Source organism: Sneathiella sp., assembly GCF_047631475.1.
Lineage (GTDB): Bacteria > Pseudomonadota > Alphaproteobacteria > Sneathiellales > Sneathiellaceae > Sneathiella.
In genome coordinates this window covers 71,903-97,294 of record NZ_JBLHZT010000012.1, presented here as the reverse complement: position 1 = coordinate 97,294, position 25,392 = coordinate 71,903, and the positions used below count along the sequence as shown (strand labels likewise).

Sequence of the window (25,392 nt, the reverse complement as noted above, 5' to 3'; positions counted from 1 at the left end):
AGACTTTCAGGAATGATCCCGTTTTCGTCGGTATCAACAGTGATATATTCAGGCCTGCGGGTCCCAAAGACCTGCAAAGCACCTAGATATGTCGGACTGGCAACAGCCAGTTTGGTTCCCGCCTCCAGAAATATGGTTGAAAGAAGCGTAAGGGACTGCTGTGCACCATTGGTGATCAGAACATTTTCTCGCTCTAAGAGCGTATTTTCAGTTGAACACCGATCAGCAATCCAATCCCGCAAAGGTGCGTACCCTTCCGTCTGGGAATATTGCATGGCCTGACGATCCGCCGCCGGATTTTTCTCAAGATTTATTCGAATATCCCGAACGCGATCCATGGGAAATAATTGCGGGTCAGGAATCCCACCAGCGAAGGACAGAATTTCCGGATCCTCCAGAATTTTCAGCAACTCCCTGATTTCAGACGCTTTAATCGATTGCGCATCCTTGGATAGTCTGTTTTCCCAATTCATTAAGAAGCCTTTCACACACTAAGTGTCAGTACTATTGACCTTTATTTAGTTGCGCGTCAAGTCAATTTATTGGAATTAACGAAAAACAATTTACCAAAAGTTGAAACAAAACGCAGCAAGAAACATTTAGCAGGCCCAGCCAGAACCAATCCCCCTTCCATGTTCCGCGAACAGGTCAGCCTTACGAAACAGACCGTCGATACTGCTAAAGCTGGCCGACTGGTCCAAATCCTCAAACGAGCCCGATTGCAAGATACGATTGGTCGCCGTTATCATCGCGCCATACGCAACCCGAGACAAGGCCGACCCCGTACTGATCCGCTTAACACCTGCTTTTTGCAGTTGCCCAAATGATATCCCTTCAAGACCGATGCCCGCGACCACATTTACTGGTTTGTCGACGGCCTGACAGACATCAGTGATGGAACCCAGATCTGGTAAACCCGGAGCATATAAAACATCGGCACCGACAGACTGATAGCCGATTAACCGGGTGACGGTATCGTCCAGATCTGGACGCCCGTTGAGAAAATTTTCAGAACGCGCAGTAAGAACGAAATTAACATCCAGCTTTTTTGCCCGTTCGCTGGCAGCTGCAATTCGTTCGATGGCGCAACTCCTGTCATAAAGCGGTTTCTCAGGATCGCCCGTTGCATCTTCAATGGTGCAACCAGACAATCCTATTTCAATCGCCCTCTCGACCGTTGTTGCCACCTCCTCTGGCGTATGGCCATATCCATTTTCAAGATCAGCGCTCACCGGTAAATAGGTCGCAGACAGGATCTGCTTTGCGTGCGTCAACGCCTGTTCCCGGCCAATCTCCCCCAGATCACTCGGTCGTCCTTGTGAAAACGCATATCCCGCACTTGTTGTACCCAGGGCTTCTGCTCCCAAAGCCGTCATCATTTTCGCGGAGCCAATATCCCAGGGGTTTGGCAGAACAAAGGTATTTTTCCGAAAGTGTAGCGCTGAAAAGCGCGCCCGCCGCAATTCTACGTTCATCTGTCTGCCCCCTGTTTACCCTTTTTAATGCAATTTGTTCCCTTTTTGTTCTATACCTCTTTCCCTAGCGGCATTCAACCTTTTTTCATTAGAAATCATCGCCTAAAATCTAATCCGATCTCCCCTTGCTGATCCGCTCATTAAAATGCTACTCAGCCGGTATAACGGTGTGTTCACGTACGTTTATTGACCATCTGGTCAAGTTTTAATAGGATGGCAGTATCTTCAGGCGTTTAAACAACATTATCCTGATACCGCATATAAAAGAGGCCACGCTTACATATGTCAGAAAAAGAAGCCGTCGCATTAAATAATCAGGGTCGCATTCGCTTAGAAAACCGGAAACGGATCATGGACGCTGCGGAAAAAGTTTTTGCCGAAAACGGATTTAGAGGATCAACAACGGCCTCTATTGCGCAGCAGGCGGGATTGCCCAAAGCAAATATTCATTACTATTTCGGCACGAAGGAAGAATTATACAGGACCGTGGTCGATGAAATCGTGGAATTGTGGTTGTCTTCGTTTCGGGAGATCACGGCGGAGGATGACCCGGCATCGACCCTTGCTGATTATATCCGCGCGAAAATGGAGCTTTCCAAAAACCGGCCAGAGGCGTCGCGTGTGTTCGCCAACGAACTCATTCGGGGAGCACCGCGCATCAAACCCTATCTCTCAGGGGACCTGAAAGCCTGGGTTGAAAAAAAATCAGCGGTTTTGGATACATGGATTGAGCAAGGCAAAATGGCGCCCGTTGATAGTAAACGGCTCATATTTCATATATGGGCGATGACGCAGACTTGGGCGGATTTTGAGATACAATGGGCCTCTGTCCTTGGACGGGAAGAAGGTGTTTTATTGGATGAAGATTTTGAACAGGCCACCAATTCCATTATTACAACTGTGCTTCGCAACTGCGGATTAATACCATTGCCAGAGCGCCTAAATAATGGAATTTGTTGAATTTTATTTCTTTTGTAACAATTCTGCATGACTTTTGGGACATCCAAGACTACTCTTTATTAGAATTTATTGAGTTTTCGGAGATTGAAGCTGACTGACCCCAAAAAAGATATGGATTCTGCGCTTTCCCTTGCCCATGTAGGCTACTGGCGCATTGATATTGAGACGGATGACCTTTACTGGTCCGATGAGCTATATCGTATTTATGGCCTGGACCCGTCTGATATACAGATCACCCGCGAAATCGCGATGAATTTCAAACTTCCGGAAGACAGCCATTTGTTCACCAACATGTTTGAATCAAGTGCCAATGAAAAAGGTCCAAAAGAATTTCAATACCGTGTCCGGCGGCAGGATGGTGTTATTCGGTATGTTCGGGGCGTGTTTGAAACTGAATTCGATGAAAAGGGTAAACCTGTCGCTTATTTCGGTATTACGCAGGATATTTCCTATCTGAACGAGGCCCTGAAATCCAAGGAAGTCAGTGAAAGCCGATTTGCAGATCTGGTAGAGCTTGCTGCTGACTGGTATTGGGAAATGGATGACCAGCTCAAGGTCACTTATATTTCTGATCGAATGACGCAAATAACCGGCCTGCAGAAAAAGGATTTTATCGGCAAAAGCCGCGGTGAGATGCGGTATGGCACAGACATTGACGAAAACTGGAAAGTCCATATGGACGACCTAAAAAATCGGCGTCCGTACAAGAATTTCGTCTATTGCCATCAGGATCCCAGTGGAAAGACTCACCATTGGTCGACCAATGGTAAACCGGTCTTTGATGCACGTGGTACCTTTTTGGGGTATCGCGGAACAGGCACAGACCTGACCAAACAAATCGAATTAGAAGAAAAACTGCGTCAATCGCAAAAAATGCAGGCCGTTGGTCAGCTAACTGGTGGTGTGGCCCATGACTTCAATAATATTCTCGCCATCATTCTTGGAAATTCAGAGCTGATTCAGGAAAAACTGGAAACTGGTCAACCTATTTCGCAAAACTCGATTGAAGCGATTATTAAATCCGCGAACAAAGGGGCAGAGCTGACAAACAACCTTCTCGCTTTTTCCCGTAAACAGGATTTACAGCCGTCAAACATCTGCCTGAATGAAGAACTTGTCGACATTATCAAGTTTCTAAAACGCACATTGGATGAAACCATTCAGCTTCATGTTAAACATGAGGAATTTTTATGGCGATGCGTTGCGGACGTCGGACAGGTTGAAAATGCGCTGCTAAACCTGACACTAAATGCCAGAGATGCCATGGACGATGGAGGGCAAATCGTCATCACGACGAAAAATGTTACCCTCAACCAACAGGAAGCTCAGCCTCTTGAGATAGATGCGGGCGATTATATTCTTTTGACGGTGTCGGACACAGGACGCGGGATACCAGAAGAAAACCTGAAGCATATTTTCGAGCCCTTTTTTACAACAAAGGAAATCGGCAAAGGCACAGGCCTTGGCCTTAGCATGGTGTATGGGTTTGCCAAACAATCGGGCGGCCATGTTGTAATTAACTCGCAAATTGGAAAAGGCACGGTTGCCAAACTTTATCTTCCAAGATCACAACAAGAAACGAAAACGCGAGGAACAATGATCAATCAAAAAAATATACAAGGAAGTGGCTCTATCCTCGTTGTCGAAGACGATCAGGATGTTTTAAGCCTAATCGTCGCGCAATTGAACAGCCTCGGATACGATGTGTGCGCCGCCGAAAATGGGCCAAAGGCCCTCGATAAATTGAGAGAAACTCCGACCATCGATTTATTGCTGACAGACGTCGTTTTACCCGGCGGCATGAAGGGGCCGGATATCGCCAAAGCCGCCGCTGAAATTATCCCGAACATTAAAATTGTTTTCATGTCCGGATACACAAAAGATGCTTTTGAAGATAACCAGACCGGCCAAATACCGATCACGCTTTTAGAAAAGCCTTTCAGGAAAGCAGATTTATCACAGGCAATCAGTACGGCGATGGCGCCGAGTGCCTAACGGCAGGATGCCCGCTCACCCGGTCATCTCTTCTTGCAGGATTTCAAGTTCAAGCCATCGTTCTTCCGACAGGGCAAGCTGCTCCTGTGCAACAACCAGTTCTTTCGAGATTTTGTTGAACTGATCGGGCTGTTTTGTAAACAAATCCGGATCCCCCAACGCCTTTTCCATCGACTTGATTTGTTCTTCCAGCTCACCGATGACATCCGGGAGACGGTCCAGATCCCGCTGGTCCTTGTAGGAAAGCCGCTTTCGGGCCTGTTTTGGTTTGCTCGCTACCGTTTTTTCCGGCAGGCCCTTTTTCGCCTTCGGGGTTTCCATTTGAGACCGCTGCCTTACATAATCAGAATAACCGCCGACATATTCTTCTATGTCCCCACCCGGCTCGATTACGATGACCGACGACACCAGTTGATCCAGAAAATCACGATCATGGCTGATAACAAGCAACGTCCCGTCATAGCTGGCCAGCATATCCTGTAATAGATCCAGCGTTTCCATATCCAGATCATTTGTCGGTTCATCCAGCACCAGAAGATTACTTTCGCGCGCTAAAAGTTTAGCCAGCAATAACCGGTTTTTCTCGCCGCCCGACAACGATTTTACCGGGCTTTTGGCTTGTTTTTCATCGAAAAGAAAGTCTCTGAGATACGCAACCACATGACGAACTTCGCCCTTAACCAAAAGCTGCCCGCTGCCCGGGTCGGCCAAAGTGTCCCAAAGGCTTTCTTCTGGATCAAGGCTCTCCCGCTGTTGGTCAAAAACGGCCTCTGTCAAATTTGTTCCCAGTTTAACAAAACCGGTATCCGGCGCCATCTTCTGCATAAACATGTTCAGGAGCGTTGTTTTTCCGGCGCCGTTCGCCCCGATAATCCCAACACGGTCCCCCCGCATGATACGGCTGGAGAAATTCTTGATTACCGTCTTTTCGTTTCCGTCTTCGTCTATGAACGTCTTAGAGATATCCTTGGCTTCGATCACCACTTTGCCACTTTTAGATCCAGAGGCTACTTCCAGCTTCGCATTTCCCACGCGACTGGTCCGCTCCTGACGTTCGGCCCGCAAACGATGCAGCGCCCTGATGCGACCTTCATTACGCGCCCGTCTGGCCGTAATCCCTTTGCGGGACCAGTCTGTTTCTTCAGCAATTTTTTTATCCAGTTTTTTAAGCTCGACTTCTTCGCCGCGTAATATCTCTTCAGACCATTCATCAAAAGCCGAAAAGCCTTTCCCATGGGTCCGGAGTTTGCCGCGATCCAACCAAAACAGGCGATTAGTCAGATTTTTAAGAAACTGACGGTCATGGCTGATCACCATTAAGGCGCCACGGAAACCTTTCAGTTCTTCCTCAAGCCACAAAATAGTCTTGATATCCAGATGGTTAGTGGGCTCGTCTAGCAAGAGAACATCGGGATCGGAAACAAGGGCTTCTGCAAGGGATACACGTCTTGCTTCACCGCCGGACAAGGTTTCAAGTAGCCGGCTTCCATCGATACCAACGCCTTCAAGAACCTGATCGACTAAATAACCGGTCTCCATTCCATCCGCCGTTAAATCAGGCGACAGGCCTTGTTGAACCTGTTCTGCAACCGTGCGCCCGGGGACGATGTCTGGTTGCTGCTTCAAATAACCAACGCGTGTACCGGCTTGCAGAAAGCGGTCCCCGCCGTCCAGCTCGATATCACCGGCAATGGCTTTCAGAAGTGTCGATTTACCTGATCCGTTACGACCGACAAGCGCAATGCGCATTCCAGGTTCAATCCCAAGGGAGATCCCATTAAAAAGATCGCCACCACCGAAGGTAATACGTGCATCCTGTAACGCAAGAACCGGAGCTGCCATAACAAAGTAAATCCAATAATAAAGAAACTGAAAGGCTTCTATCATTTAACGCGGACGACAGCAAATTCTATACCCCTCGCGGTGTAAAACGATCTGATCCGGTACATTAGGGACCAGCGATAGATAAGACAATTTGTCACAGAAAGCCCCCTACTCGCAGGTTGCGGAAATATGGTAATTTTATTATAAGACCTGCACCTACTGTTCCCAATGCGAACTAAACACTGACTGATCATTCGAGAAAACCATGTTTGTAATTGCAGCCCTTTATAAATTTGTGTCTTTGCCCGACTATAAGGACCTTCAACCGAAGATCCTGAAAGTCTGTATGGATAACAACATTTTTGGAACACTTCTGCTGGCCGAAGAAGGAATAAACGGCACTGTCGCGGGGTCTCGCGATGGGATTGACACGCTTCTTGCATATCTGAAAAAGGACGAGCGCCTTGCCGATCTGCGACACAAGGAAGCGATCAATGAAGAGCAGCCATTTTACCGAATGAAGGTCCGTCTGAAAAAAGAAATTGTAACACTGGGCGCGCCGGGAACCGATCCGCTTAAAATGGTTGGCTCATATGTAAAACCTCAGGATTGGAACGACCTGATCAATGATCCGGAGGTTATCCTGATCGATACCCGCAATGATTACGAATATGAAGTCGGAACCTTTCAAGGGGCTATTAACCCGGAAACCGGAACCTTCCGCGAGTTCAAGGAATATGTGTCCAACAATCTGGACAAGGATAAACACAAAAAAGTAGCCATGTTCTGCACCGGGGGAATTCGCTGCGAAAAATCAACGTCTTACCTGCTTCGTGAAGGGTTCGAAAATGTATATCATCTGGAAGGTGGTATCCTCCAGTATCTGGAAGATGTACCGAAAGAAGAAAGCAGCTGGGAAGGCGAATGTTTTGTGTTTGATCAGCGCGTGACGGTCAACCATGACCTTGAAAAAGGCTCCTACGACCAGTGCTATGCCTGTCGATACCCGATCACAGAAGAAGACAAACAGTCAGAATATTATGAAAAAGGGGTTTCCTGTCCGCGCTGCCACGACAGCCTGACAGAAGAAAAACGGGCCCGTTTTGCAGAACGCCAAAAACAGATCCAGTTAGCCGCGAAACGCGGAGAAGCCCATATCGGCAGTAAAGCGGACTAGCCCGATATAAAGTCCCAATGATGGTGACTTTCTAACCCGTCCGGCCTTTGTTGGTCAGATAGGATAAATAGTCACCACTTTCTATGTAATGAAAACCCGTGATGTCCCGGTTATACAGATAGACCCACGCCTGAACGGATTGATTGCCGTTTAAAAGGACAGTTTCCTTCTCGCGAACATACAGCGTTGGTTGAGAAAAGCTGTCCCCACATTCTTCATAATAATCCAGTGCTGGTAAAACAGTGTCCGGGTCCAACACGTGGAATAATTCCCCTTTCACAAACGAAGAGGAATTTCTGCCAACATCAGAAAGGCGAACCATACCCGGATACCGCCCCAAATCATACAGCATTCCTTTCATCTGCGCCGGCCCCAGAAACGCACTATTGGCAACCAGTAACCGCGCCATCGCCTGCGGACTGTCTTTCCTCAGCGTCCCATAGACAAAAATATAATTGTCCGTCATTAGACCTATGCCCGTTGAACCATTGCGGTCAAAAGACCGGCTCCAACCAGAAAACTGCCTCCAAGCCGTTTAATGACCTTTATTAAACCGGGCTTTTGAAACTGTTGTCGTAATTTTCCTGCGAGTAACGCCCACAACAACACATTCAGCCCTGCAAAGAACAAAAAAGTTCCCTCCAACACGGCAAATTGCAGCAATACAGGCTGACTTTGATCAACAAATTGCGGCACAAAAGCAATGAAAAACACGATCCCTTTGGGGTTAAGAGCGGTCACAAGCCAAGAATTCCAGAACATCTTTCCAAGGGCCTTTTCGGAAGGCTCGGCTGCAACAGCCGTCATTTTCCCCCCTTCGCGCCAAAGACCTATTCCAAGCCAGACAAGGTAAAGCGCCCCAACAATCTTTAAAACGGTAAAGAGGGTGGCAGAGGCCGCGATAATGGCACCTGCCCCAAGTAGAGAGACGGTCATTGCTGTAAAGTCACCAAGAACAACGCCCGGAACCGTCGCTATTGCGGTTTGTCGACCGCGTCCTAACGCATAGCTGACAACAAGTAAAACTGTCGGACCCGGGATTGACACCAGGACAAAACAGGCAACCGCAAACGATACCCAGAGTTCGATTGACATTTCATTTTCCTATGCAATATTTCAGCTTACTTAAAACCGATAAAGTGCAAAAAACAACCTTTAATTTTACCAGCATTTCCAATGGTAAATTTACTAATATTGACCTTGAATAACCGATAATAAGGAACTCTTGTGGCTGACAGATGGGATGAAGGCGCTGTTGAGCTGCCGGCGCAAATGAATTTGGTCAACCATGGAAGTTACCTGGAAATTTCCCGTCGCTGGCGAGGTATAACGGCCGTTATCCTAACGGGTTTCTGCGTGTTTTGGTGGTTTATATTGCTGAAAATTTTACCGGAACTCTTTTCCAATGAAACTCAATTTAGCTTGGGCTCCTTGATCCCTATTCCTCATTTTCTCGCCGGGGTCGGTATGGGGTATTTTGCTTTGGCCAGCTGGTTTAACACCTCTTATATCTACGCTGATCACTCAAACATGGAAATCATGCATAAACCATTTCCGTGGTTCGGGGCAAAAAAGATTGAAGTGTCCCAAATCGGACAGATTTACGTTAAAAAGAAGGTCAGCAGAAGTAAGAACAGCACATCCGTTTCATATGAGGTGCGCGCGAAAATGCATTCGGGAAAAGACATCAAAATTTTGTCTGGTTTGCCCAATGACCGACAAGCGATCTATGTAGAACAGCAATTGGAAGAATATCTTCAAATCGAAGACAAACGGGTGAGAGGCGAATATTAATCGCCGTCGTCCTCGTCTGGTTTCCGGGACATAAACTCCGGATCTACTGCCCTGTGAAATCCGTTGAATGGGTGGGACTTTTCATGGTCCGGCACTTGATACGCATTTGTCATATTGGGAACAGCACCATCAATCCGAATAGTCTCACCAGATATAAAATTCGCGGCAGGGCTTAGCAAAAACACTACCATTCCTGAAACTTCGGCTTCGGTTCCATATCGTTTCATAGGCATCATCATCTTACGTTTGTGAAGACGTTGATGCGCCGCCTCGTCATAGGTATCAAGCCCTGAAGACGCAATCGTTCCCGGCGCCACAGCATTCACGCGAATGCCATAATGGGCCCATTCTACAGCCGCTGTTTTGGTAAAATTGCTCATCCCGGCTCGTGCCGCACCGGAATGGCCCATGCGCGGCATGCTATTCCAAAAATCCGCGACTATATTGACAATATTTCCCCCGTTATCCGACATGGATTGGCGGACCAGCTCGCGACTCATTAGAAAACCGCCGGTCAGATTTGTCCGGATTACGGCTTCCCACCCCTTAAGACTGATATCTTCCAACAAGGCCGGAAACTGTCCCCCTGCATTATTCACCAAACCATGAACCGGGCCATTTCTGTCCAAAATTGCGGCTACTTTTTCGACAACCGTCTCTTCAGAGCGAATATCAAACGCCTCAGTGTCGACTGTCCCGCCATCCTCCCGGATTTCAGCGGCGACCGTATCCAGTTTATCCTGCGAGCGTCCGGTTATGACCACCTTAGCGCCCAGACTGCATAATTCATGCGCAATGCAGCGACCGATCCCGCTGCCGCCACCCGTTACAATATGGGTTTGTCCTGAAAAAAGATCGTTTTTGAAGACGCTGTCATAAACCATGTGAACTCTCCGCACCGGTGGCATTACCCACCTTTTTTTGATTTATGATACAGCGCATTCCCTCGCCTGTCCAAGTCGGCGAACAACATTCTTCTTGAATAGAAAATCATTTATAAATCAGAGTACCATCTTCCAGGTCTGCTTCGGGGATTTCATCTTTTTCCCGGTAATAATCCTGACTGAAAATCCACGGCTGACGGTTCCCCTGTTTGGGCATTAGATGCATGTTACGCATCAAGTAGCCTGCGTTGAAGTTTTCCTCATCAACAAACGGGAGTTTCGGCATATCCTTATCTTCTTCGCGTAACTGAGGTGTAACACGCTTCGCCCCTTTTTCATCCATATGCTTCAGCAATTTACAGACGAATTCAGACACAAGATTGGCCCGCATAGTCCAGCTGGTCCGCAAGTACCCGAACACCCATGCCATGTTGGGGATCCCTGAAAACATGATCCCGCGGTGGGCCCAGGTATCTGCAAAATCCAATTCCTGTCCATCGATAACAAACTCGATATCCCCAAGCACGGACAGGTTAAACCCGGTTGCCGTAATAATAATATCCGCATCGAGGCTTGCCCCGGACTTCAAGGAAATCCCGTTTTCTGTTATCTGCTCAATGTGATCCGTAACGACGGAGGCTTTCCCGTCATTGATCGCAGAAAACAGGTCACCATTAGGCACAAAAGCCAGTCGCTGCCGCCATGGGCGATAACTTGGCGTAAAATGAGTTTCCACATCAAAGTCTGGCCCCAGATAATGCCGCGCACCAGCAATCAGCTCTTGCTTGAGTTTTTCCGGTTCTTCAAACGAACGGCGGGCAACAACTTTCTGATCCTGAAGTACTTTTAACCGCGTAATCTCATGTATCCATTCAGGTTTTACATCCAGCTCCCGCAGTGTATCCGCCAGATCATTTCGATTGGGCGCCGGGAAGAAATAGGTGGGTGACCGCTGAAGCATTGTGATGTGTTCGCACGCATCTGCCATGGCAGGAATAAGTGTTGCTGCCGTTGCGCCTGAGCCGATGACAACCACCTTTTTACCTGCATAATCAAAGTTTTCCGGCCAGTTTTGTGGATGGATAATATCACCCTTGAAATTCTCCATTCCTGGGAAATCCGGTGTATAGCCTTTTGAATGACGATAGTAACCCTGACACATCCATAGAAATTCACAGGTAATTTCGGTTAACGCATCGGCGTTCCTATCCAGCAGCACCAATGTCCAAAGGTTATCCTTACTGGACCAATGCGCAGACTTCACCTGATGGGAATACTGGATATGCTCTTCCAGCCCCTGCTCTTCTATCGCTTCTCCTAAATATTTAAGGATTTCTGGTGCGGTCGCAATTGGGGTTCCAGACCAGGGCTTCCACTTATATCCAAATGTAAAAAGATCACTGTCAGACCGGATCCCGGGATAAGTGTGGGTGCGCCAGGTTCCGCCAAAACTTTCCTGATTTTCGACAATCGCAAAGGTTTTTTCAGGGCATTCATTCTTGAGATGATACGCCGCATCAATACCAGAGATCCCGGCCCCGATGATCAATACGTCATAATGTTTTGTTTTTTCGATGCCCTTGGCTTTTTGGTTCGCCATTTTCACGGTCTTCTCCCACCAATTAAGTCATTTGTTTTATTTTTTCCAAGCTTAGTCTAAAAAATCAGAAAAACAAACCCTTCGTGAACAAAATCCCATTGAACCCGCAACCGTGTAACGATAACATAATCCGTGAACAATCAATCATATACTAAATAAATGGATCGGAAAGCGTTGCATCGACATGGCAAGAAATTATATCAGCAAATTGCCATTAAAATCGACGCAGGAAAAACCTGTTTGGGTCGAACAACTTACCAGTTCAAATTACATTGATTGGTGGCACCAGAATATTCAGCCTTCTATTTCAACACAAACTGAACGCGCTGATCATGACTGGAACTGGAAGCGCCTTTATTTTATGCGGCGGGCCTACCCGCAAAAAGACCCACAGTATTTTGCACTTTGTACTCAAGGAATAAATGGCACTGTTGTCCTGTCACTCTGTCTGTGTTTATGTGATGAACGTTTTCCTGTAGATGATCAGGAAAAGGCTTTATTTGTCTGGTACTTAAGCGGTGCCCCTAAAGAGGCACTGACCCCCTTTATCGAGGAAAAACAGCTTCCTGGCCTTATTGGCCGGGGCAGTTTGGACACAACGCTGGTAAAATCGCTCAAAAAAGGGCATAATGGCTGCGTTTGGTTACATGCCGACGGACGGGGTGGAAAAAAGCTGATCAATACCTACATAAGCTGGGGTATGAAACAAATTCCGTCAGAGGTAAAGATTTTGCGCTTCGGCGCTGATCGGAATGACGGACGTTATCTGTATTTCGATCAGACCCAGTCAGAAGTCGCATTGACGACATTTGACATTTACCGTGAGAGTTAAGATGCCAACCGATAACACAGTAATAGAGTGCCTACTTCACAATTATGGATATGATGCCGCTGATGACAACGCGGTAGAGCAGTTTTTTAATTCAATGGAAACGAGCTTCACAGAAGAAGGCGTCGACAAAATCGGTGAATTTCTACTGGCAGCAGAAAGCGGCAACGCTAATCTTGACGAGATGGTAAAGGCATTGCCGGCAAAAGCTCCGTCTCCCTCTGCGCCGACCGCCCATCCCTTGACCAAAGCAGACCTTGCGACAAGTGTCGCTAAAAAAAACGGTATGACAATTAAAGATGCCCGGCGTGTTGTCGATACGGCTCTTGAAACCATCACCCATGCGTTGACGGAAGGACAGGCTGTCCGCCTAACAGGCTTTGGCACCTTTACTGTTGCCCAAAACCGTGAGATCACGACAGTTGTTGGAACAGACCTGCCCCCTGCCCGAGGGAAAGGCGCAGATCTCCAGTTCAAAGCTGGAAAAAACCTGAAACAGGCTGTTACTTCCCGTAACTAACACCTAAGCCAGCCCGCGCATCATTCTGAATACCATAAGGAGGTATCGGATAACGGAGCCCGTTTTTATCCAGCTTGGCCAGTCCTTCTATGACACCCGGAAGATACGCGGGGGGCAGCGCCATCAGCAATTCGTCTTCCATAACGCCGCCATACCGACGTTCAGCAAAACATGGCAAGGAAAGGCTGGGCTCGCCCGTCGATAAGGCCCGGCCCCAACTATCCGCACAGGAACTTTCGCCCACACAGGAAAAGTCGAGCTTTTTGTACCCTGCCCACTGCAAGCCATTGATGAACAAGATCATCTGGGCTGGCGTTGCATAAATCATACAGATATCAGGTGGGTCAAGCCGGCCAGAAGCCAAGGGCGACACTGCCATGGCCTTATATTGGCCGGACGGAACAACCGTCATCGCTTCCTGATGTTTTCTGGTGTCTTCTTCGCTTTCCCACCAGACCCCGACATAGCGCTCGCCTTTCTTCCACTCTTCGTCTTGTGGATGCAGGCCCAAGACCGCACCGCATTGAGAACCTACAAAATCCTCGGCAGTCGCGCCAACAGTCCATCCAAGACGACACGCCTGCCCGACGATCTGATCGGCTGTATGGATAGAGTTCGGACGCCGAATACGCGGGACAGCCTCCATTTCCTCAACTGTCTCAAACAGTTTCATCCCGATCGGTGTTGCCCGAATACGCAAATACCGGGTTAGTCCGTCCAGAATTTTGTCCCAGTCGTAATGGCCTTGAAGAATGTCGCTCATGTTTGCTCCCCTTTTCTTTATTTTCAGAAAGCTTGGCATGTTCTACACCAAAAGTCAGCAGGAACCCGACCGTTCCTCGATATTAAATAGAACCGAATGTAAAGAACCCTTTTTAAGGCACAGACACAAATTCAGGCGACGGGACGCAGGATCTCATTCGAAAGCGATCCCTGCTGCTGGTGATTATTGGCCCTTCGCTGTGGCGAAATATGGCAGAAATGTAGTAAGCTCGGCCATCCAACAGCCCGGTTTGAAGCGCCAACAAATAAGCAGGCCCGCCTGTGCTGCACAAGATGGGCGTCCGCGTTAAAAGATTAGAACAGACCGAGCATTTTCAAGGATCCGGGTGGGCGGGGTTAGAGAGATTACTTTCATCAACATGAAGCCCCAAAAAAAAATCATTAAAGATTTGTCTAATCTGAGAGTATTGTAGAATGCTGCCTTTGTTTAAATCTTATAAACACCTCATACGGGACTGTTGCCAGTAGTTTAATAAACCGGTCCTGATAATGCGTATTATTCGCAGTAAATACCATACTTTAGGGTATTTCTTTTCTTGCTCAAAAATACACCTTCCCCTATATACAAGACCAAATTTGTCTGTTATAAAATCTTGAAATCAGACTAAATTAGTACGATATAGAATATACCATGATAAAACTGAGCAAAATGACAGATTACGGCGTTGTGATTATGTCAGAAATGGCCCGAATTGAAGGGCGCATTCTGACCGCACCTGATTTGTCTTTGTATACAGGGCTTAAAGTACCGACTGCTGCAAAGATTTTACGGGCACTTGCCAAAAGCAGTCTCCTCACCTCTATCAGAGGGGCCCATGGTGGATATCGTTTAGATAGACGTCCTGACCAGATTTCCATTGCTGAAATTGTTCGCGTTCTGGAAGGACCCGTTGCCGTAACGTCTTGTGTTGACGAAAGTCATGACGACTGCTCGGTAGAAACCTGCTGCCCCATGCGTGGCGGTTGGGAAAAAATTAACCGCGCCATTAACACAGCAATGGAAGAAGTAACCCTGGCCGATATGTGTCAGGACAGCCAAAAACCTTTTACCCCAATGGTCGGCGCTGGAACTGAGCCCACTGCCACCAATTTAGTATCGGAGTAAATCATGGCTATTAGCCAAGAAACTGTTGAACAGGTCGCCTCTGTCTCTGAAAAGTACAAATACGGATTTGTGAGTGACATTGAGGCAGATACGGCACCCATAGGGTTGAGCGAGGATATCGTTCGTTTCATTTCCGCCAAAAAAGAAGAGCCTGAATGGCTCCTTGAATGGCGCTTGAAGGCCTATCGGCACTGGCTGACAATGGAAGAGCCTACTTGGGCAAAAGTCGATTATCCTGAAATCGATTATCAGGATATCTATTACTATTCTGCGCCCAAAACCAAAGATAAACCGAAAAGCCTGGATGAAGTAGATCCAGAGTTGCTGGAAGTTTATGCAAAACTGGGTATTCCTCTGAAAGAACAGGAAGTTTTAGCCGGCGTTGAAGGCGCTGCCAATGTGGCGGTTGATGCTGTTTTTGACAGTGTTTCAGTGGCCACGACCTTCAGGGAACGCCTTGAAAAAGAAGGTGTGATTTTCTGCCCTATTTCCGAGGCTGTAAAAAACCATCCGGAACTGGTGAAGAAATATATCGGCTCTGTCGTTCCTTACACAGACAACTATTTCACTGCCCTGAACTCTGCTGTCTTTACAGATGGATCATTCTGCTACATACCAAAGGGCGTTCGCTGCCCGATGGAATTAAGCACCTATTTCAGGATCAACGCGGCGCAGACCGGTCAGTTTGAACGGACCCTCATCATTGCTGACGATGAAAGCTATGTAAGCTATCTGGAAGGCTGTACGGCCCCAATGCGGGATGAAAATCAGTTGCATGCGGCCGTCGTCGAACTGGTAATTATGGACAACGCGGAAATTAAATACTCAACGGTCCAGAACTGGTATCCGGGCGACGAAAACGGTGTTGGCGGGATTTACAACTTCGTGACAAAGCGGGCTGCCTGCCGTGGTGTGAATGCCAAAGTGTCTTGGACACAAGTTGAAACGGGGTCGGCGATTACCTGGAAATATCCATCCTGTATTCTTCAGGGCGATAATTCTGTCGGTGAGTTTTATTCGATTGCGATCACAAATAATCTGCAACAGGCAGATACCGGGACAAAAATGATCCATCTTGGTAAAAACACGTCCAGCACGATCATTTCCAAAGGCATTTCCGCTGGTCGCGCTCAAAGCACCTATCGTGGACTGGTACGAATGGGGCGCAAGGCGGAAAACGCCCGTAACCATACCGTTTGTGACAGCCTTTTGATTGGCGATAAATGCGGTGCCCATACGGTCCCCTATATCGAAAACCAAAGCCGTACAGCCAAGATTGAACATGAGGCGACAACCTCAAAGGTTAGTGAAGAACAACTTTTCTACTGTCAACAGCGCGGACTTTCAGAAGAAGAAAGCATGGCGCTTATCGTCAATGGTTTTTGTAAGGAAGTCCTGCAGAAACTGCCGATGGAATTTGCAGTAGAAGCACAGAAACTGGTTGGCATTAGCCTCGAAGGCAGTGTCGGGTAATTGTATTTAAAAAGAATACATTAAGTGTATTTTTTAAAGTCATAAATAAAGAGCTAGATCATGTTAGAAATTAAAGATCTTCGGGCAGAAGTCGGCGGAAAAGAAATCCTGAAAGGGATTAATCTGACCATCAATCCAGGCGAAATCCATGCGGTCATGGGACCAAATGGCGCCGGTAAAAGTACTCTGTCCTATGTTTTGTCAGGGCGTCAGGGGTATGAAGTGACCGGGGGTTCCGTACATTATAAAGGGAAAGACCTTTTGGACATGGATCCCGATGAACGTGCCTGCAGCGGCATTTTTCTGGCGTTTCAATATCCTGTGGAAATCCCGGGTGTTGCCTCCGCCACGTTCTTGAAAACAGCGCTCAACGCCCAACGGAAATACCGCGGTGAAGACGAACTCGACGCCATGCAGTTCCTGAAACTTGTTCGCGAAAAAACAACCGAACTGGGCATCAAGGATGACATGCTGAAACGGGCCGTAAATGTTGGTTTTTCCGGTGGCGAGAAGAAAAGAAACGAAGTCCTGCAAATGGCATTGCTGGAGCCTGACCTGATGCTTCTGGACGAAACAGACTCAGGATTGGATATCGACGCACTTAAAGTCGCGGCCGATGGTGTCAATCGTCTACGCAGCCCGGAACGGTCCGCACTGGTGATCACCCACTATCAGCGTCTTCTCGATTATATTATTCCGGATTTCGTCCATGTGCTTGCAGACGGAAAAATCGTCAAATCCGGCGATAAATCACTGGCATTGGAACTTGAGGAGAAAGGGTACACGGAAATCAGCGCCGCCTAAGCTGCTTTTCACTGCCCAATTTCAAGGATAGGATTATGAAAAACCTGACCCCCCTCGCCCAACAGTATATCGATCAGTTTGATCAGGCTGTTACCCAGATGCCCGGATCGGATAACCGTAGTGTAACAGCGCTTCGAAAAGAAGGACTGACCCGGTTCTCCGGTTTGGACTTCCCGCATAAGCGCATTGAAGAATGGCGCTATACAAACCTTGCCGCCTTGACCAAACCGTCTGCCAATGACAGTCAGGCCGCGAAACAGACATTCGCACCGCTTCACGGCGAATTTGCCGCAGACTGTGAGATGGTTTTTATTGATGGCCGGTTTTCTGCGGATGCCAGTTCCTTATCAACTCTGCCAGAGGGGGTCACCTTATCCAATCTGGCAAGCAGTTTGGGAACGGGGGCCGTGTTTAATCTGGAACAGGATGAAAACCGGGCCCTTATGGCGCTGAATACAGCCTATATGCAGGACGGATTTTCCCTGCATGTGGATGACGGCGTACAACTCGAAACCGTGCTGGTTCTGACATTCCGCAACTCGGCAAAATCCGATACAGGCTATCATAGCCGGAACCTGATTTCGCTGGGCAGGAATGCATCGCTCACCATTTTGGAACGACATGAGGGCGAAGGCGCGTATTTTGCCAATCCGGTCACCCGGATATCTTTGGCCGAAGGAGCAACGCTGGAACATTATAAGCTACAGAATGAAAGCGTTGATGCCTTTCATCTGGCTTTAATTGACAGTGAAATTGCCAAAGGTGCCAACTACACTAACTTTTGCCTGTCCACAGGGGGCCGGATTTCCAGAAACGAGCTGAAAAGCACAATTATCGGGGAAGACGCGGAAAGCCATCTGAACGGCGCCTATCTGATGCGCGGTAGCCAACATACAGACACCACCACCCTGACTGAGCATACTGTTCCAAAAAACACCAGTAGCCAGATATATAAAGGGGTTCTGGACGACAAATCCCATGGTGTTTTTCAAGGTAAAATTCATATTTCTGAAGATGCCCAGCAAGTGACAGGCGATCAGTTAAGCAAGGCACTTTTGCTATCTGATTACGCGTCGGTGGATTGTAAACCGGAACTTGAAATTTATGCAGATGATGTGAAATGTAGCCATGGCGCAACATCGGGCGAATTGGATGAGGATGCCCTCTTTTACCTTCAATCGCGCGGAATTTCTGAGGAACGCGCCCGAAAAATGTTGATTGAAGCCTTTTTGGGAGATGTTCTGGAGACTGTTAAGAACCAACAGGTAAAAGAATATTTTTCAACCCTTTCAACACATTGGCTCACAACAGAACAGGCAAAGCCATGAATGATATGACCGTATTTGACGTAGAAAGAATTCGTCAGGATTTTCCGATTTTTTCCGAAAAAGTGCATGGCAAACGCCTGACCTTTTTGGACAGCGGCGCGTCAGCTCAAAAACCTCAGGCTGTTCTGGATGCCGTTCATGATGCCTATGCCAAGACCTATGCCAATGTTCATCGGGGTGTTCATCATTTAAGTCAGCAATCGACTGAGTTATATGAAGGGGCGCGGGAAATTGTTCGGGCCCATATGAACGCGGCTAGTCTTGATGAAATCGTCTTTACGAAGAACACCACAGAAGCCATCAATCTGGTCGCTCAGTCCTATGGTCAGCTTGCGCTGAAAGAAGGCGATGAAATCCTGCTTTCCTATCTGGAGCACCATTCAAACATCGTTCCCTGGCAGCTGGCCGCTGAAAAGGTGGGCGCAACGGTGAAGGCCGTTCCGATTGACCAGAATGGCGAATTTCTGCTGGAGGAATATCTCAAGCTCCTTTCGCCGAAAACAAAGATTGTCGCCATCACGCACATCTCCAACGCGATCGGGACAATTGTCCCGGTGAAAGAAGTGATTGAAGCCGCCCATAACATGGGTATTCCGGTCCTTCTGGATGGTTCACAGGCAATGCCGCACATGAAAGTTGATGTCCAGGCGCTGGACGTGGACTTTTATGTCTTTACTGGCCACAAGGTTTTTGCCCCTACCGGTATTGGCGTTTTATATGCGAAAAATGAATGGTTGGAGAAAATGCCTCCGTATCAGGGCGGCGGCGACATGATCAACCGGGTGACCTTTGAGAAAACAACATATGCAACGGGTCACAGCAAGTTTGAAGCCGGAACACCCCCCATTGTGCAGGCTATCGGTCTTGGAGCCGCGATTAATTACGTCAACGCAATCGGATTTGATACAATTGCGGCGCATGAGCAGAAATTGTTGGCCTATGCAACAGATCAGCTTTCCCAGCTAAACTCTGTCAAGATCATCGGGCAAGCCAAGCAAAAAGCAGCGATTATCTCATTTACAATGGAAGGGGTGCATCCACACGATATCGGAACAATTGTGGATCAAAGCGGCGTCGCCATTCGGGTGGGCCATCATTGCGCGCAACCGCTGATGGACTTTTTTGATGTCCCCTCCACAGCGCGGGCCTCATTTGCCTTGTATAACAATCGCGAAGACGTGGATCATCTGGTTCAGTCCATTAAAACGGTGCAGGAGTTTTTTGGATAATGTCTGACAGTCTGAAAGAGCTGTATCAGGAAGTCATTCTGGACCACTCCAAGCATCCTAGAAACTTTGGAAAACCGGAACATTTCAGCCATGAAGCCCATGGATATAATCCGCTTTGCGGCGATACAGTTAATGTTTACATGACGTTAGACGAACAAGATATAATTCAGGATGTTTCTTTTGATGGGAAAGGATGTGCCATTTCTCTGGCCTCTGCCTCTCTGATGACGGAAATCCTAAAGGGCAAAACCAAAAGAGAGGCCCTGTCGCTGTTTGACCAGTTTCATAAACTTGTCGCAGCGGACGGGACGGACTTGGATGCGGGCGAGGATACCGAACGGCTTATGGTATTGGCAGGTGTAAAACAATTTCCAATGCGTGTAAAATGCGCAACCCTGTCCTGGCATGCCATGAATTCCGCGTTTAAGGGCGCGGCAGAAACGACAACGGAGTAAAGGCAGTAGAATGACAGCCACAACAACCATTGAACGCCCAGTTGCAACAGGGCCCTTTGTTGAAGGAACGACCGGTTCTGCGTTGGAAGCACCCGTGATCGAGGCCCTTCGCACTGTTTTTGATCCGGAAATACCGGTCAGCATTTATGATTTGGGCCTGATTTATGTCATTGATATTGATCCGTCAGGCAATATCTATATTGGGATGACACTGACCGCGCCGGGATGCCCTGTCGCCGGTGAAATTCCGATTTGGGTAAAAGATGCTGTCCAACCCGTTGACGGAGTTAAAACTGTTGAGGTGGAAATCTTGTGGGATCCACCTTGGACGCCTGACCACATGTCAGAGGCCGCAAAACTCGACCTTGGAATGTTTTAGGAGTATACTGAGATCATGAGTAACGCACAGATTATGACATTAACCGACAAAGCTGCCGAACGTGTTCGCGCTTTGATCGCTCAAAACAATCAGGAAATCCTTGGACTGCGCATTGGTATAACCAATACAGGCTGCAATGGCCTAAGTTATACAATGGATTATGCAACAGATGAGCGGCAGGATGATGCGATCGTCGATAGTGGCGATTTCAAACTGTTGATTAACAAGGACGCCATTGAATTTGTCGATGGGACTGAAATGGATTGGCTGGAAGAAGGCTTGCAGTCCCGTTTCACTTTTGAAAATCCGAATGAAAAAGGCCGCTGTGGTTGTGGCTCATCCTTCCACGTCTAATCTTCTAAAGACAGCGTTTTAATAATTCACCGTTGGGAGCTGCTTCAAACTGTCCTTCCGGACCCAGCAACCCAACGGGCTTTATCTGATCGAACGAAACCATCTCCACAACGCTGACCGCGCCATTTTCATGAACAAAACCATAAGTTTGTCCAGATTGGAAAACGGCCTGTAATGGAATATCCTGTGCGACAGCCCCGTCAACATGGGTAATCGTGTTCTTAGACACAACCAACTCCCGCCCGCCACTGGGACAAGAGAAACTCCATAGTCCGTGAAGTCGTACAGGCGCATGCGTCAATGTATTGGTTTTGTTAAACCCCTTCTGGGACAGATCTCCAAACAACTGTTTAACATTTTTGGGAATTGTAACCTGATTTTGTGCGACCGATGACACCTTTTGCGTTGGTGAGGAATTTGCGGCATTGCTTGGAAATGATGCAATACCTCCAACCAGCATAATCATCAGGATCATGCCCCCCAGTAAAGGGCCTGCCTTTTGCGAGGGCGACCGACTGGTGAATGAAAACATCTTCTGCCCAACCGACTGATACCAATGGAGCGGTGGGGTCATTTCCAGCTTGAAATAGCGACGTTTACAAAGCGCCGCGTCATATCGGCCCACAAGAACCCGAACACGCGCCTTGCCCCAATCAGGAACAAGAAGTGCCGCATATTTCTGGGCCCCCTGCTCCGTTTCATAGGTACCATCAAAGCGCCACTTTCCGTCATAGAGCGTTTGAACGGTATAAATATCAGCAATGTCGATAAAGGAATTCGTCACGGCACTTCCATAAAGATGTAAACCATTTGATTACCAATATTATAAAAACACGGTGAATAAATGATTAACAGGTCTTCAGGAACTTAGCGGGCATACTCGATGCGATTACGGCCCGCATTCTTCGCAAGATACAACGCGCCGTCCGCGGCCTGTATCATTTGATCAAGCGTATCCAGAGACTGATCACAGACCCCCATACTGATCGTAACACTGAAGGTTTGACCGTTGACTTGAAAAGAAATCGAAGACACTAACTTTCTGATCTCCTCAAAAAGTTGATGTGTTTCCCCTCTTTCAGCATTTACGGCAAGCAGACAAAATTCCTCACCGCCAAAGCGCGCCAGCAAATCCGTATCCCGTATGCGTTCTTTCAGGACCCGTGAAACCTCGACAAGAACCTGATCACCAGCGTCATGCCCATAGGTATCGTTCACATTTTTAAAGTGGTCGATATCCAGCATGACACAGCTTAGATCCAATTGCTGGCGTTTAAAGCTGGCATGGGTTGATACTGCTTTATCAAGAAAATGCCGCCGGTTTGACAGTCCGGTCAGGAAGTCCGTCGTTGCACTTTTCGATAACTCCTGCAGCAGGTCACGCTTGTCCATACAAATGGATACTCGCGTACAAAATTCTTCCTGGCCAAACGGTTTTGTCACAAAATCATCCGCACCAAAGCGCATAAAATTTGAGGCAAGCGTACCCTCTGAATTCGCAGAGATACCAATGATTGCAAGATCTTTTGAATCCTGTTGTTCCCGAACCTTTTTAATAAGTTCAAAGCCATCCATCACCGGCATCATATAGTCGGTTATTAGCAGGTCGATATTCGGATTATCTTTCAGAATTTCCAACGCTTCCTGACCATTTTCAGCGTTTATTGTATTAAAAAGATATTTGGACAAGAGTGCGTTAATCTGCAAACGATTGATCTGATTGTCATCGACAATTAACGCCGTCGAATACCGGTTTCGTGACAGTCTTTTTACCAGACCGGTCATTACCTTCAGGTTCGAAACATTTTCTTTGAAGATATAATCAATAACGCCATAGGACCTTATTTTCTTGATAAAATCTGCGTCAGTATTGCTGGTAAAAACAAGGCTGGGTATCTTTCTGGAACAAACAAATTCCACGGCCTCCCCACTCGGAGCCCCCTCAACACTCATATTCAGCAAGGATAGAAAATACCGGTCGCCATAGAGCCCAACCAACTCCTTTACGCGATCAAAGGAATTTGCTGTGTCTATCTCGCCAGCAAAAATTTTTGACAAAGAGTTTTTTATTAACTTGCTGTAAATTTCTGAATTCTCAACAACCAGAATACGATCGTTGTTTATTTCAGTTATTACATCAACCGTTGGAGATACTTTCAACACCAATTCCTAGCCGTATATTACACACACACTAAACTAAATAAGGAGTATTAACAAACTGTTCAATTCTATTTCAGTTTGAGTAAAAATAAATCTTCTGAAATGAGTGCTAATTACGTGCTCTAGATACTTTAAGAACAACGCCCTCAATAGTTTTTTCTGGATTTTGCACCAGATCAACTTTTCGTTATTACATTCATGTTTTTCAATATAACCGAAGATAGTTTTTTATCAAAAATATTCTCATAAACAGGGTTTGACAGGTCAGCTGTCTTCCGACGCATTTTAATTTTCCCTACAAAAACTGAAAACAGGCACGCTGTTGCATCTGCATCATGGACCGTTAATATTAAGCTATCATTCATCAACAATTATAAAAAGAGAAACAGGATGAAACGCACGCTGTTTAATGAAGATCACAACATCTTTCGGGCTTCCGCAAGGAAGTTTGTGGAAACCCAGATTGTTCCCTTTCATGCTGAATGGGAAAAACAGGGCCAGGTGCCACGAAGCCTTTGGCGGGCTGCCGGGGAAGCCGGCTTTTTATGCTGTACCGTGCCAGAAGAATATGGCGGCCCGGGAGCCGATTTTCTATATAGTGCGATTTTCTGTGAGGAAGTCGCCCGTGTCGGCGCAAGTGGTCCTGCTTTTCATCTTCATTCAGAAATTGTTGCTCCTTACCTTATTCATTACGGCACGGAAGAGCAGAAAAAATACTGGCTCCCCAAAATGGTTTCAGGGGAGGTTATCTCGGCTGTCGCAATGACGGAACCCGGTGCCGGATCTGATCTGCAAAATATTAAGACGACCGCGCTACCGGAGGGCGAGGATTTTGTCATTAACGGCCAAAAGGTCTTTATCAGTAACGGCCAACTGGCCGATCTTGTTGTTCTGGCCTGCAAAACAGATCCGGGCGCCGCAGGAAAAGGGGTTAGCCTTGTCCTCGTTGAAGGGGATCGCGCCGGATTTGAACGGGGTCGCAATCTGGAGAAAGTCGGCTATAAAGCACAGGACACATCGGAACTATTCTTCAACGATGTTCGAGTTCCAAAAACAAATCTGTTGGGAGTAGAAGGAAAAGGTTTCTATCAACTGATGCAGCAACTCGCGCAGGAACGCCTGGTCATCGCCATTCGATCTGCAACCTGCATTGAGGCCGCGCTGGATTGGACCGTAAAATATACGATGGAGAGAAAGGCGTTTGGCAAAAGCGTTTCCGATTTTCAGAATACCCGTTTTAAGCTCGCTGAAATAAAATCTCAGGCGGTGATGATCCGCAGCTTCGTTGATGCGTGTCTTGCTGCTCATTTGAAGGGAGACCTTGATTCCAATACAGCCGCAATGGCTAAATTGCAATCCACTGAAATCCTGTGTCAGGTTCTTGATGAATGCGTTCAACTTCATGGCGGATACGGCTATATGTGGGAGTATCCCATCACCCGGGCCTGGGCAGACAACCGAATGACCCGCATTGCCGGCGGTTCTTCTGAAATCATGAAGCAGATTATTTCAAAAGAGCTTATTTCAGAATATTCCTGACAAAATACAGGATTGCAAATTCAGGGGCCTTTGACGTATGACAGCACGATCCGTTATACGTCTGGGCCCTAATGAACACTTATTCACCGCCACCTGATCATACAATCCCTATTCTCTATGAGGACGACTTTCTAATCGTTGCTAACAAGCCGTCAGGTTTGTTGAGTGTTCCCGGTCGCGGTGAAGACAAGCAGGACTGCCTGATCAGCCGGGTTCAAAGGACGCACCCCACCGCCCTGATCGTCCACCGCCTTGACATGGAAACATCCGGACTGATTATGCTTGCCCTCTCGCCTGAGATCCACAAGGCCTTAAGTATTTCCTTTCAGAGCCGAACCATCAACAAACAATATAGCGCTATTGTCGATGGGCATCCCGAGCATTCAGAAGGCACGATTGATTTACCGCTTATCGCCGACTGGCCTAACCGACCACGCCAAAAAGTAAATTTCGACGTTGGAAAACCATCTGTCACTCATTGGAAACTGGTTGAAAAGATCAAGGGGAATAGCAGCCGCATCGAACTCACACCGATCACAGGGCGTTCTCATCAACTGAGGGTCCATATGCTCAGCATCGGTCATCCCATCCTTGGGGATAGCTTGTACGGCGGTCAGGACAGCCAGCAAAAAGCATCCAGACTGTTACTGCATGCCTGCCAGCTCGGATTTCCGCATCCGGTAAAGAAACAACCCATTATGGTCTCGGATCGGGCCCCTTTTTGA

The 25,392-nt window shown here is 47.5% G+C and carries 25 protein-coding genes and 1 pseudogene; 16 read left to right on the top strand and 10 right to left on the bottom strand.

Annotation, left to right across the window (positions count from 1 at the left end; translation table 11 throughout):
- Positions 1-473, bottom strand: a 473-nt coding sequence (locus tag ACJAYR_RS07340; protein WP_415235989.1) for an aminotransferase class I/II-fold pyridoxal phosphate-dependent enzyme, incomplete at its 3' end; no start/stop codon positions are given.
- 126 nt (positions 474-599) lie between these two features.
- Positions 600-1,475 (bottom strand): isocitrate lyase/PEP mutase family protein, encoded by an 876-nt coding sequence (locus ACJAYR_RS07335; RefSeq protein ID WP_415235988.1) that lies wholly within the window; start codon positions 1,473-1,475, stop codon positions 600-602.
- A 282-nt stretch (positions 1,476-1,757) separates the two neighbouring features.
- Here ACJAYR_RS07335 and ACJAYR_RS07330 point away from each other — a divergent pair, with 282 nt between their 5' ends.
- Together ACJAYR_RS07330 and ACJAYR_RS07325 are read left to right on the top strand one after the other, a co-directional pair.
- Positions 1,758-2,435, top strand: a complete 678-nt coding sequence (locus tag ACJAYR_RS07330) for a TetR/AcrR family transcriptional regulator (protein ID WP_415235987.1) — start codon at positions 1,758-1,760, stop codon at positions 2,433-2,435.
- An 84-nt stretch (positions 2,436-2,519) separates the two neighbouring features.
- The gene (locus ACJAYR_RS07325) at positions 2,520-4,430 is read left to right on the top strand and encodes a PAS domain-containing protein (RefSeq protein ID WP_415235986.1); all 1,911 of its coding nucleotides are present in this window, start codon (positions 2,520-2,522) and stop codon (positions 4,428-4,430) included.
- A gap of 15 nt (positions 4,431-4,445) precedes the next feature.
- Here ACJAYR_RS07325 and ACJAYR_RS07320 read toward each other — a convergent pair whose 3' ends face one another.
- Positions 4,446-6,272, bottom strand: coding sequence for an ATP-binding cassette domain-containing protein (locus ACJAYR_RS07320; RefSeq protein WP_415235985.1), 1,827 nt, complete (start codon positions 6,270-6,272; stop codon positions 4,446-4,448).
- A 247-nt stretch (positions 6,273-6,519) separates the two neighbouring features.
- On the opposite strand from ACJAYR_RS07320, the gene ACJAYR_RS07315 reads away from it, so the two are divergent.
- On the top strand, positions 6,520-7,431 hold the full coding sequence (locus ACJAYR_RS07315; RefSeq protein ID WP_415235984.1) for a rhodanese-related sulfurtransferase: 912 nt from the start codon (positions 6,520-6,522) through the stop codon (positions 7,429-7,431).
- Positions 7,432-7,462: 31 nt separating this feature from the next.
- Here ACJAYR_RS07315 and ACJAYR_RS07310 read toward each other — a convergent pair whose 3' ends face one another.
- Both ACJAYR_RS07310 and ACJAYR_RS07305 read right to left on the bottom strand, forming a co-directional pair.
- Positions 7,463-7,897: a gamma-glutamylcyclotransferase family protein gene (locus tag ACJAYR_RS07310; protein WP_415235983.1), complete on the bottom strand. Its 435-nt coding sequence runs from the start codon at positions 7,895-7,897 to the stop codon at positions 7,463-7,465.
- A 5-nt stretch (positions 7,898-7,902) separates the two neighbouring features.
- On the bottom strand, positions 7,903-8,526 hold the full coding sequence (locus ACJAYR_RS07305) for a LysE family translocator (RefSeq protein ID WP_415235982.1): 624 nt from the start codon (positions 8,524-8,526) through the stop codon (positions 7,903-7,905).
- 132 nt (positions 8,527-8,658) lie between these two features.
- Between ACJAYR_RS07305 and ACJAYR_RS07300 the strand changes: the two genes are divergently transcribed.
- Entirely contained in the window at positions 8,659-9,225 is a 567-nt protein-coding gene (locus tag ACJAYR_RS07300) for a hypothetical protein (protein ID WP_415235981.1), read from the top strand.
- On the opposite strand, the gene ACJAYR_RS07295 is transcribed toward ACJAYR_RS07300, so the two are convergent.
- Both ACJAYR_RS07295 and ACJAYR_RS07290 read right to left on the bottom strand, forming a co-directional pair.
- Positions 9,222-10,109: an SDR family oxidoreductase gene (locus tag ACJAYR_RS07295; protein ID WP_415235980.1), complete on the bottom strand. Its 888-nt coding sequence runs from the start codon at positions 10,107-10,109 to the stop codon at positions 9,222-9,224. The two genes, ACJAYR_RS07300 and ACJAYR_RS07295, sit on opposite strands and share 4 nt — an antisense overlap.
- A 106-nt stretch (positions 10,110-10,215) precedes the next feature.
- A complete protein-coding gene (locus tag ACJAYR_RS07290; protein WP_415235979.1) occupies positions 10,216-11,709 on the bottom strand; it encodes a flavin-containing monooxygenase in 1,494 nt (497 codons plus the stop codon).
- 184 nt (positions 11,710-11,893) lie between these two features.
- Between ACJAYR_RS07290 and ACJAYR_RS07285 the strand changes: the two genes are divergently transcribed.
- On the top strand, positions 11,894-12,541 hold the full coding sequence (locus tag ACJAYR_RS07285) for a hypothetical protein (protein WP_415235978.1): 648 nt from the start codon (positions 11,894-11,896) through the stop codon (positions 12,539-12,541).
- Position 12,542: 1 nt separating this feature from the next.
- Positions 12,543-13,058, top strand: a complete 516-nt coding sequence (locus tag ACJAYR_RS07280; RefSeq protein WP_415235977.1) for an HU family DNA-binding protein — start codon at positions 12,543-12,545, stop codon at positions 13,056-13,058.
- Here the strand turns inward: ACJAYR_RS07280 and ACJAYR_RS07275 are convergent.
- The gene (locus ACJAYR_RS07275) at positions 13,042-13,821 is read right to left on the bottom strand and encodes a DUF169 domain-containing protein (RefSeq protein ID WP_169545390.1); all 780 of its coding nucleotides are present in this window, start codon (positions 13,819-13,821) and stop codon (positions 13,042-13,044) included. The genes ACJAYR_RS07280 and ACJAYR_RS07275 overlap by 17 nt on opposite strands.
- A 651-nt stretch (positions 13,822-14,472) precedes the next feature.
- On the opposite strand from ACJAYR_RS07275, the gene ACJAYR_RS07270 reads away from it, so the two are divergent.
- The 8 genes and pseudogenes from ACJAYR_RS07270 to ACJAYR_RS07235 all read left to right on the top strand — a co-directional run bounded on the left by ACJAYR_RS07270 (position 14,473) and on the right by ACJAYR_RS07235 (position 20,968).
- The gene (locus ACJAYR_RS07270) at positions 14,473-14,946 is read left to right on the top strand and encodes an SUF system Fe-S cluster assembly regulator (RefSeq protein WP_415235976.1); all 474 of its coding nucleotides are present in this window, start codon (positions 14,473-14,475) and stop codon (positions 14,944-14,946) included.
- A gap of 3 nt (positions 14,947-14,949) precedes the next feature.
- A complete protein-coding gene (gene sufB / locus ACJAYR_RS07265) occupies positions 14,950-16,419 on the top strand; it encodes a Fe-S cluster assembly protein SufB (RefSeq protein ID WP_415235975.1) in 1,470 nt (489 codons plus the stop codon).
- Positions 16,420-16,485: 66 nt separating this feature from the next.
- Positions 16,486-17,223 (top strand): annotated as a pseudogene (gene sufC, locus ACJAYR_RS07260) (Fe-S cluster assembly ATPase SufC); the annotation flags it as partial.
- Positions 17,224-17,258: 35 nt separating this feature from the next.
- The gene (gene sufD / locus ACJAYR_RS07255) at positions 17,259-18,551 is read left to right on the top strand and encodes a Fe-S cluster assembly protein SufD (RefSeq protein WP_415235974.1); all 1,293 of its coding nucleotides are present in this window, start codon (positions 17,259-17,261) and stop codon (positions 18,549-18,551) included.
- A 5-nt stretch (positions 18,552-18,556) separates the two neighbouring features.
- Positions 18,557-19,780 carry a cysteine desulfurase gene (locus tag ACJAYR_RS07250; RefSeq protein WP_415235992.1) on the top strand — a complete coding sequence of 408 codons (1,224 nt, stop codon included), beginning with the start codon at positions 18,557-18,559 and terminating at the stop codon, positions 19,778-19,780.
- Positions 19,780-20,235, top strand: coding sequence for a Fe-S cluster assembly sulfur transfer protein SufU (sufU, locus tag ACJAYR_RS07245; RefSeq protein ID WP_415235973.1), 456 nt, complete (start codon positions 19,780-19,782; stop codon positions 20,233-20,235). Before ACJAYR_RS07250 ends, sufU begins: the two co-directional genes overlap by 1 nt.
- Positions 20,236-20,245: 10 nt before the next feature.
- On the top strand, positions 20,246-20,614 hold the full coding sequence (locus ACJAYR_RS07240) for an SUF system Fe-S cluster assembly protein (RefSeq protein ID WP_415235972.1): 369 nt from the start codon (positions 20,246-20,248) through the stop codon (positions 20,612-20,614).
- 15 nt (positions 20,615-20,629) lie between these two features.
- Positions 20,630-20,968: a HesB/IscA family protein gene (locus ACJAYR_RS07235; RefSeq protein ID WP_415235971.1), complete on the top strand. Its 339-nt coding sequence runs from the start codon at positions 20,630-20,632 to the stop codon at positions 20,966-20,968.
- A 4-nt stretch (positions 20,969-20,972) separates the two neighbouring features.
- Here the strand turns inward: ACJAYR_RS07235 and ACJAYR_RS07230 are convergent, their stop codons facing one another.
- Positions 20,973-21,752, bottom strand: coding sequence for a hypothetical protein (locus tag ACJAYR_RS07230; protein WP_415235970.1), 780 nt, complete (start codon positions 21,750-21,752; stop codon positions 20,973-20,975).
- An 83-nt stretch (positions 21,753-21,835) separates the two neighbouring features.
- Complete coding sequence (locus ACJAYR_RS07225) at positions 21,836-23,128, bottom strand: diguanylate cyclase (RefSeq protein ID WP_415235969.1); 1,293 nt, start codon at positions 23,126-23,128, stop codon at positions 21,836-21,838.
- 390 nt (positions 23,129-23,518) lie between these two features.
- Here ACJAYR_RS07225 and ACJAYR_RS07220 point away from each other — a divergent pair, with 390 nt between their 5' ends.
- Both ACJAYR_RS07220 and ACJAYR_RS07215 read left to right on the top strand, forming a co-directional pair.
- On the top strand, positions 23,519-24,667 hold the full coding sequence (locus ACJAYR_RS07220; RefSeq protein WP_415235968.1) for an acyl-CoA dehydrogenase family protein: 1,149 nt from the start codon (positions 23,519-23,521) through the stop codon (positions 24,665-24,667).
- Positions 24,668-24,738: 71 nt separating this feature from the next.
- Positions 24,739-25,392 carry an RluA family pseudouridine synthase gene (locus tag ACJAYR_RS07215; protein ID WP_415235967.1) on the top strand — a complete coding sequence of 218 codons (654 nt, stop codon included), beginning with the start codon at positions 24,739-24,741 and terminating at the stop codon, positions 25,390-25,392.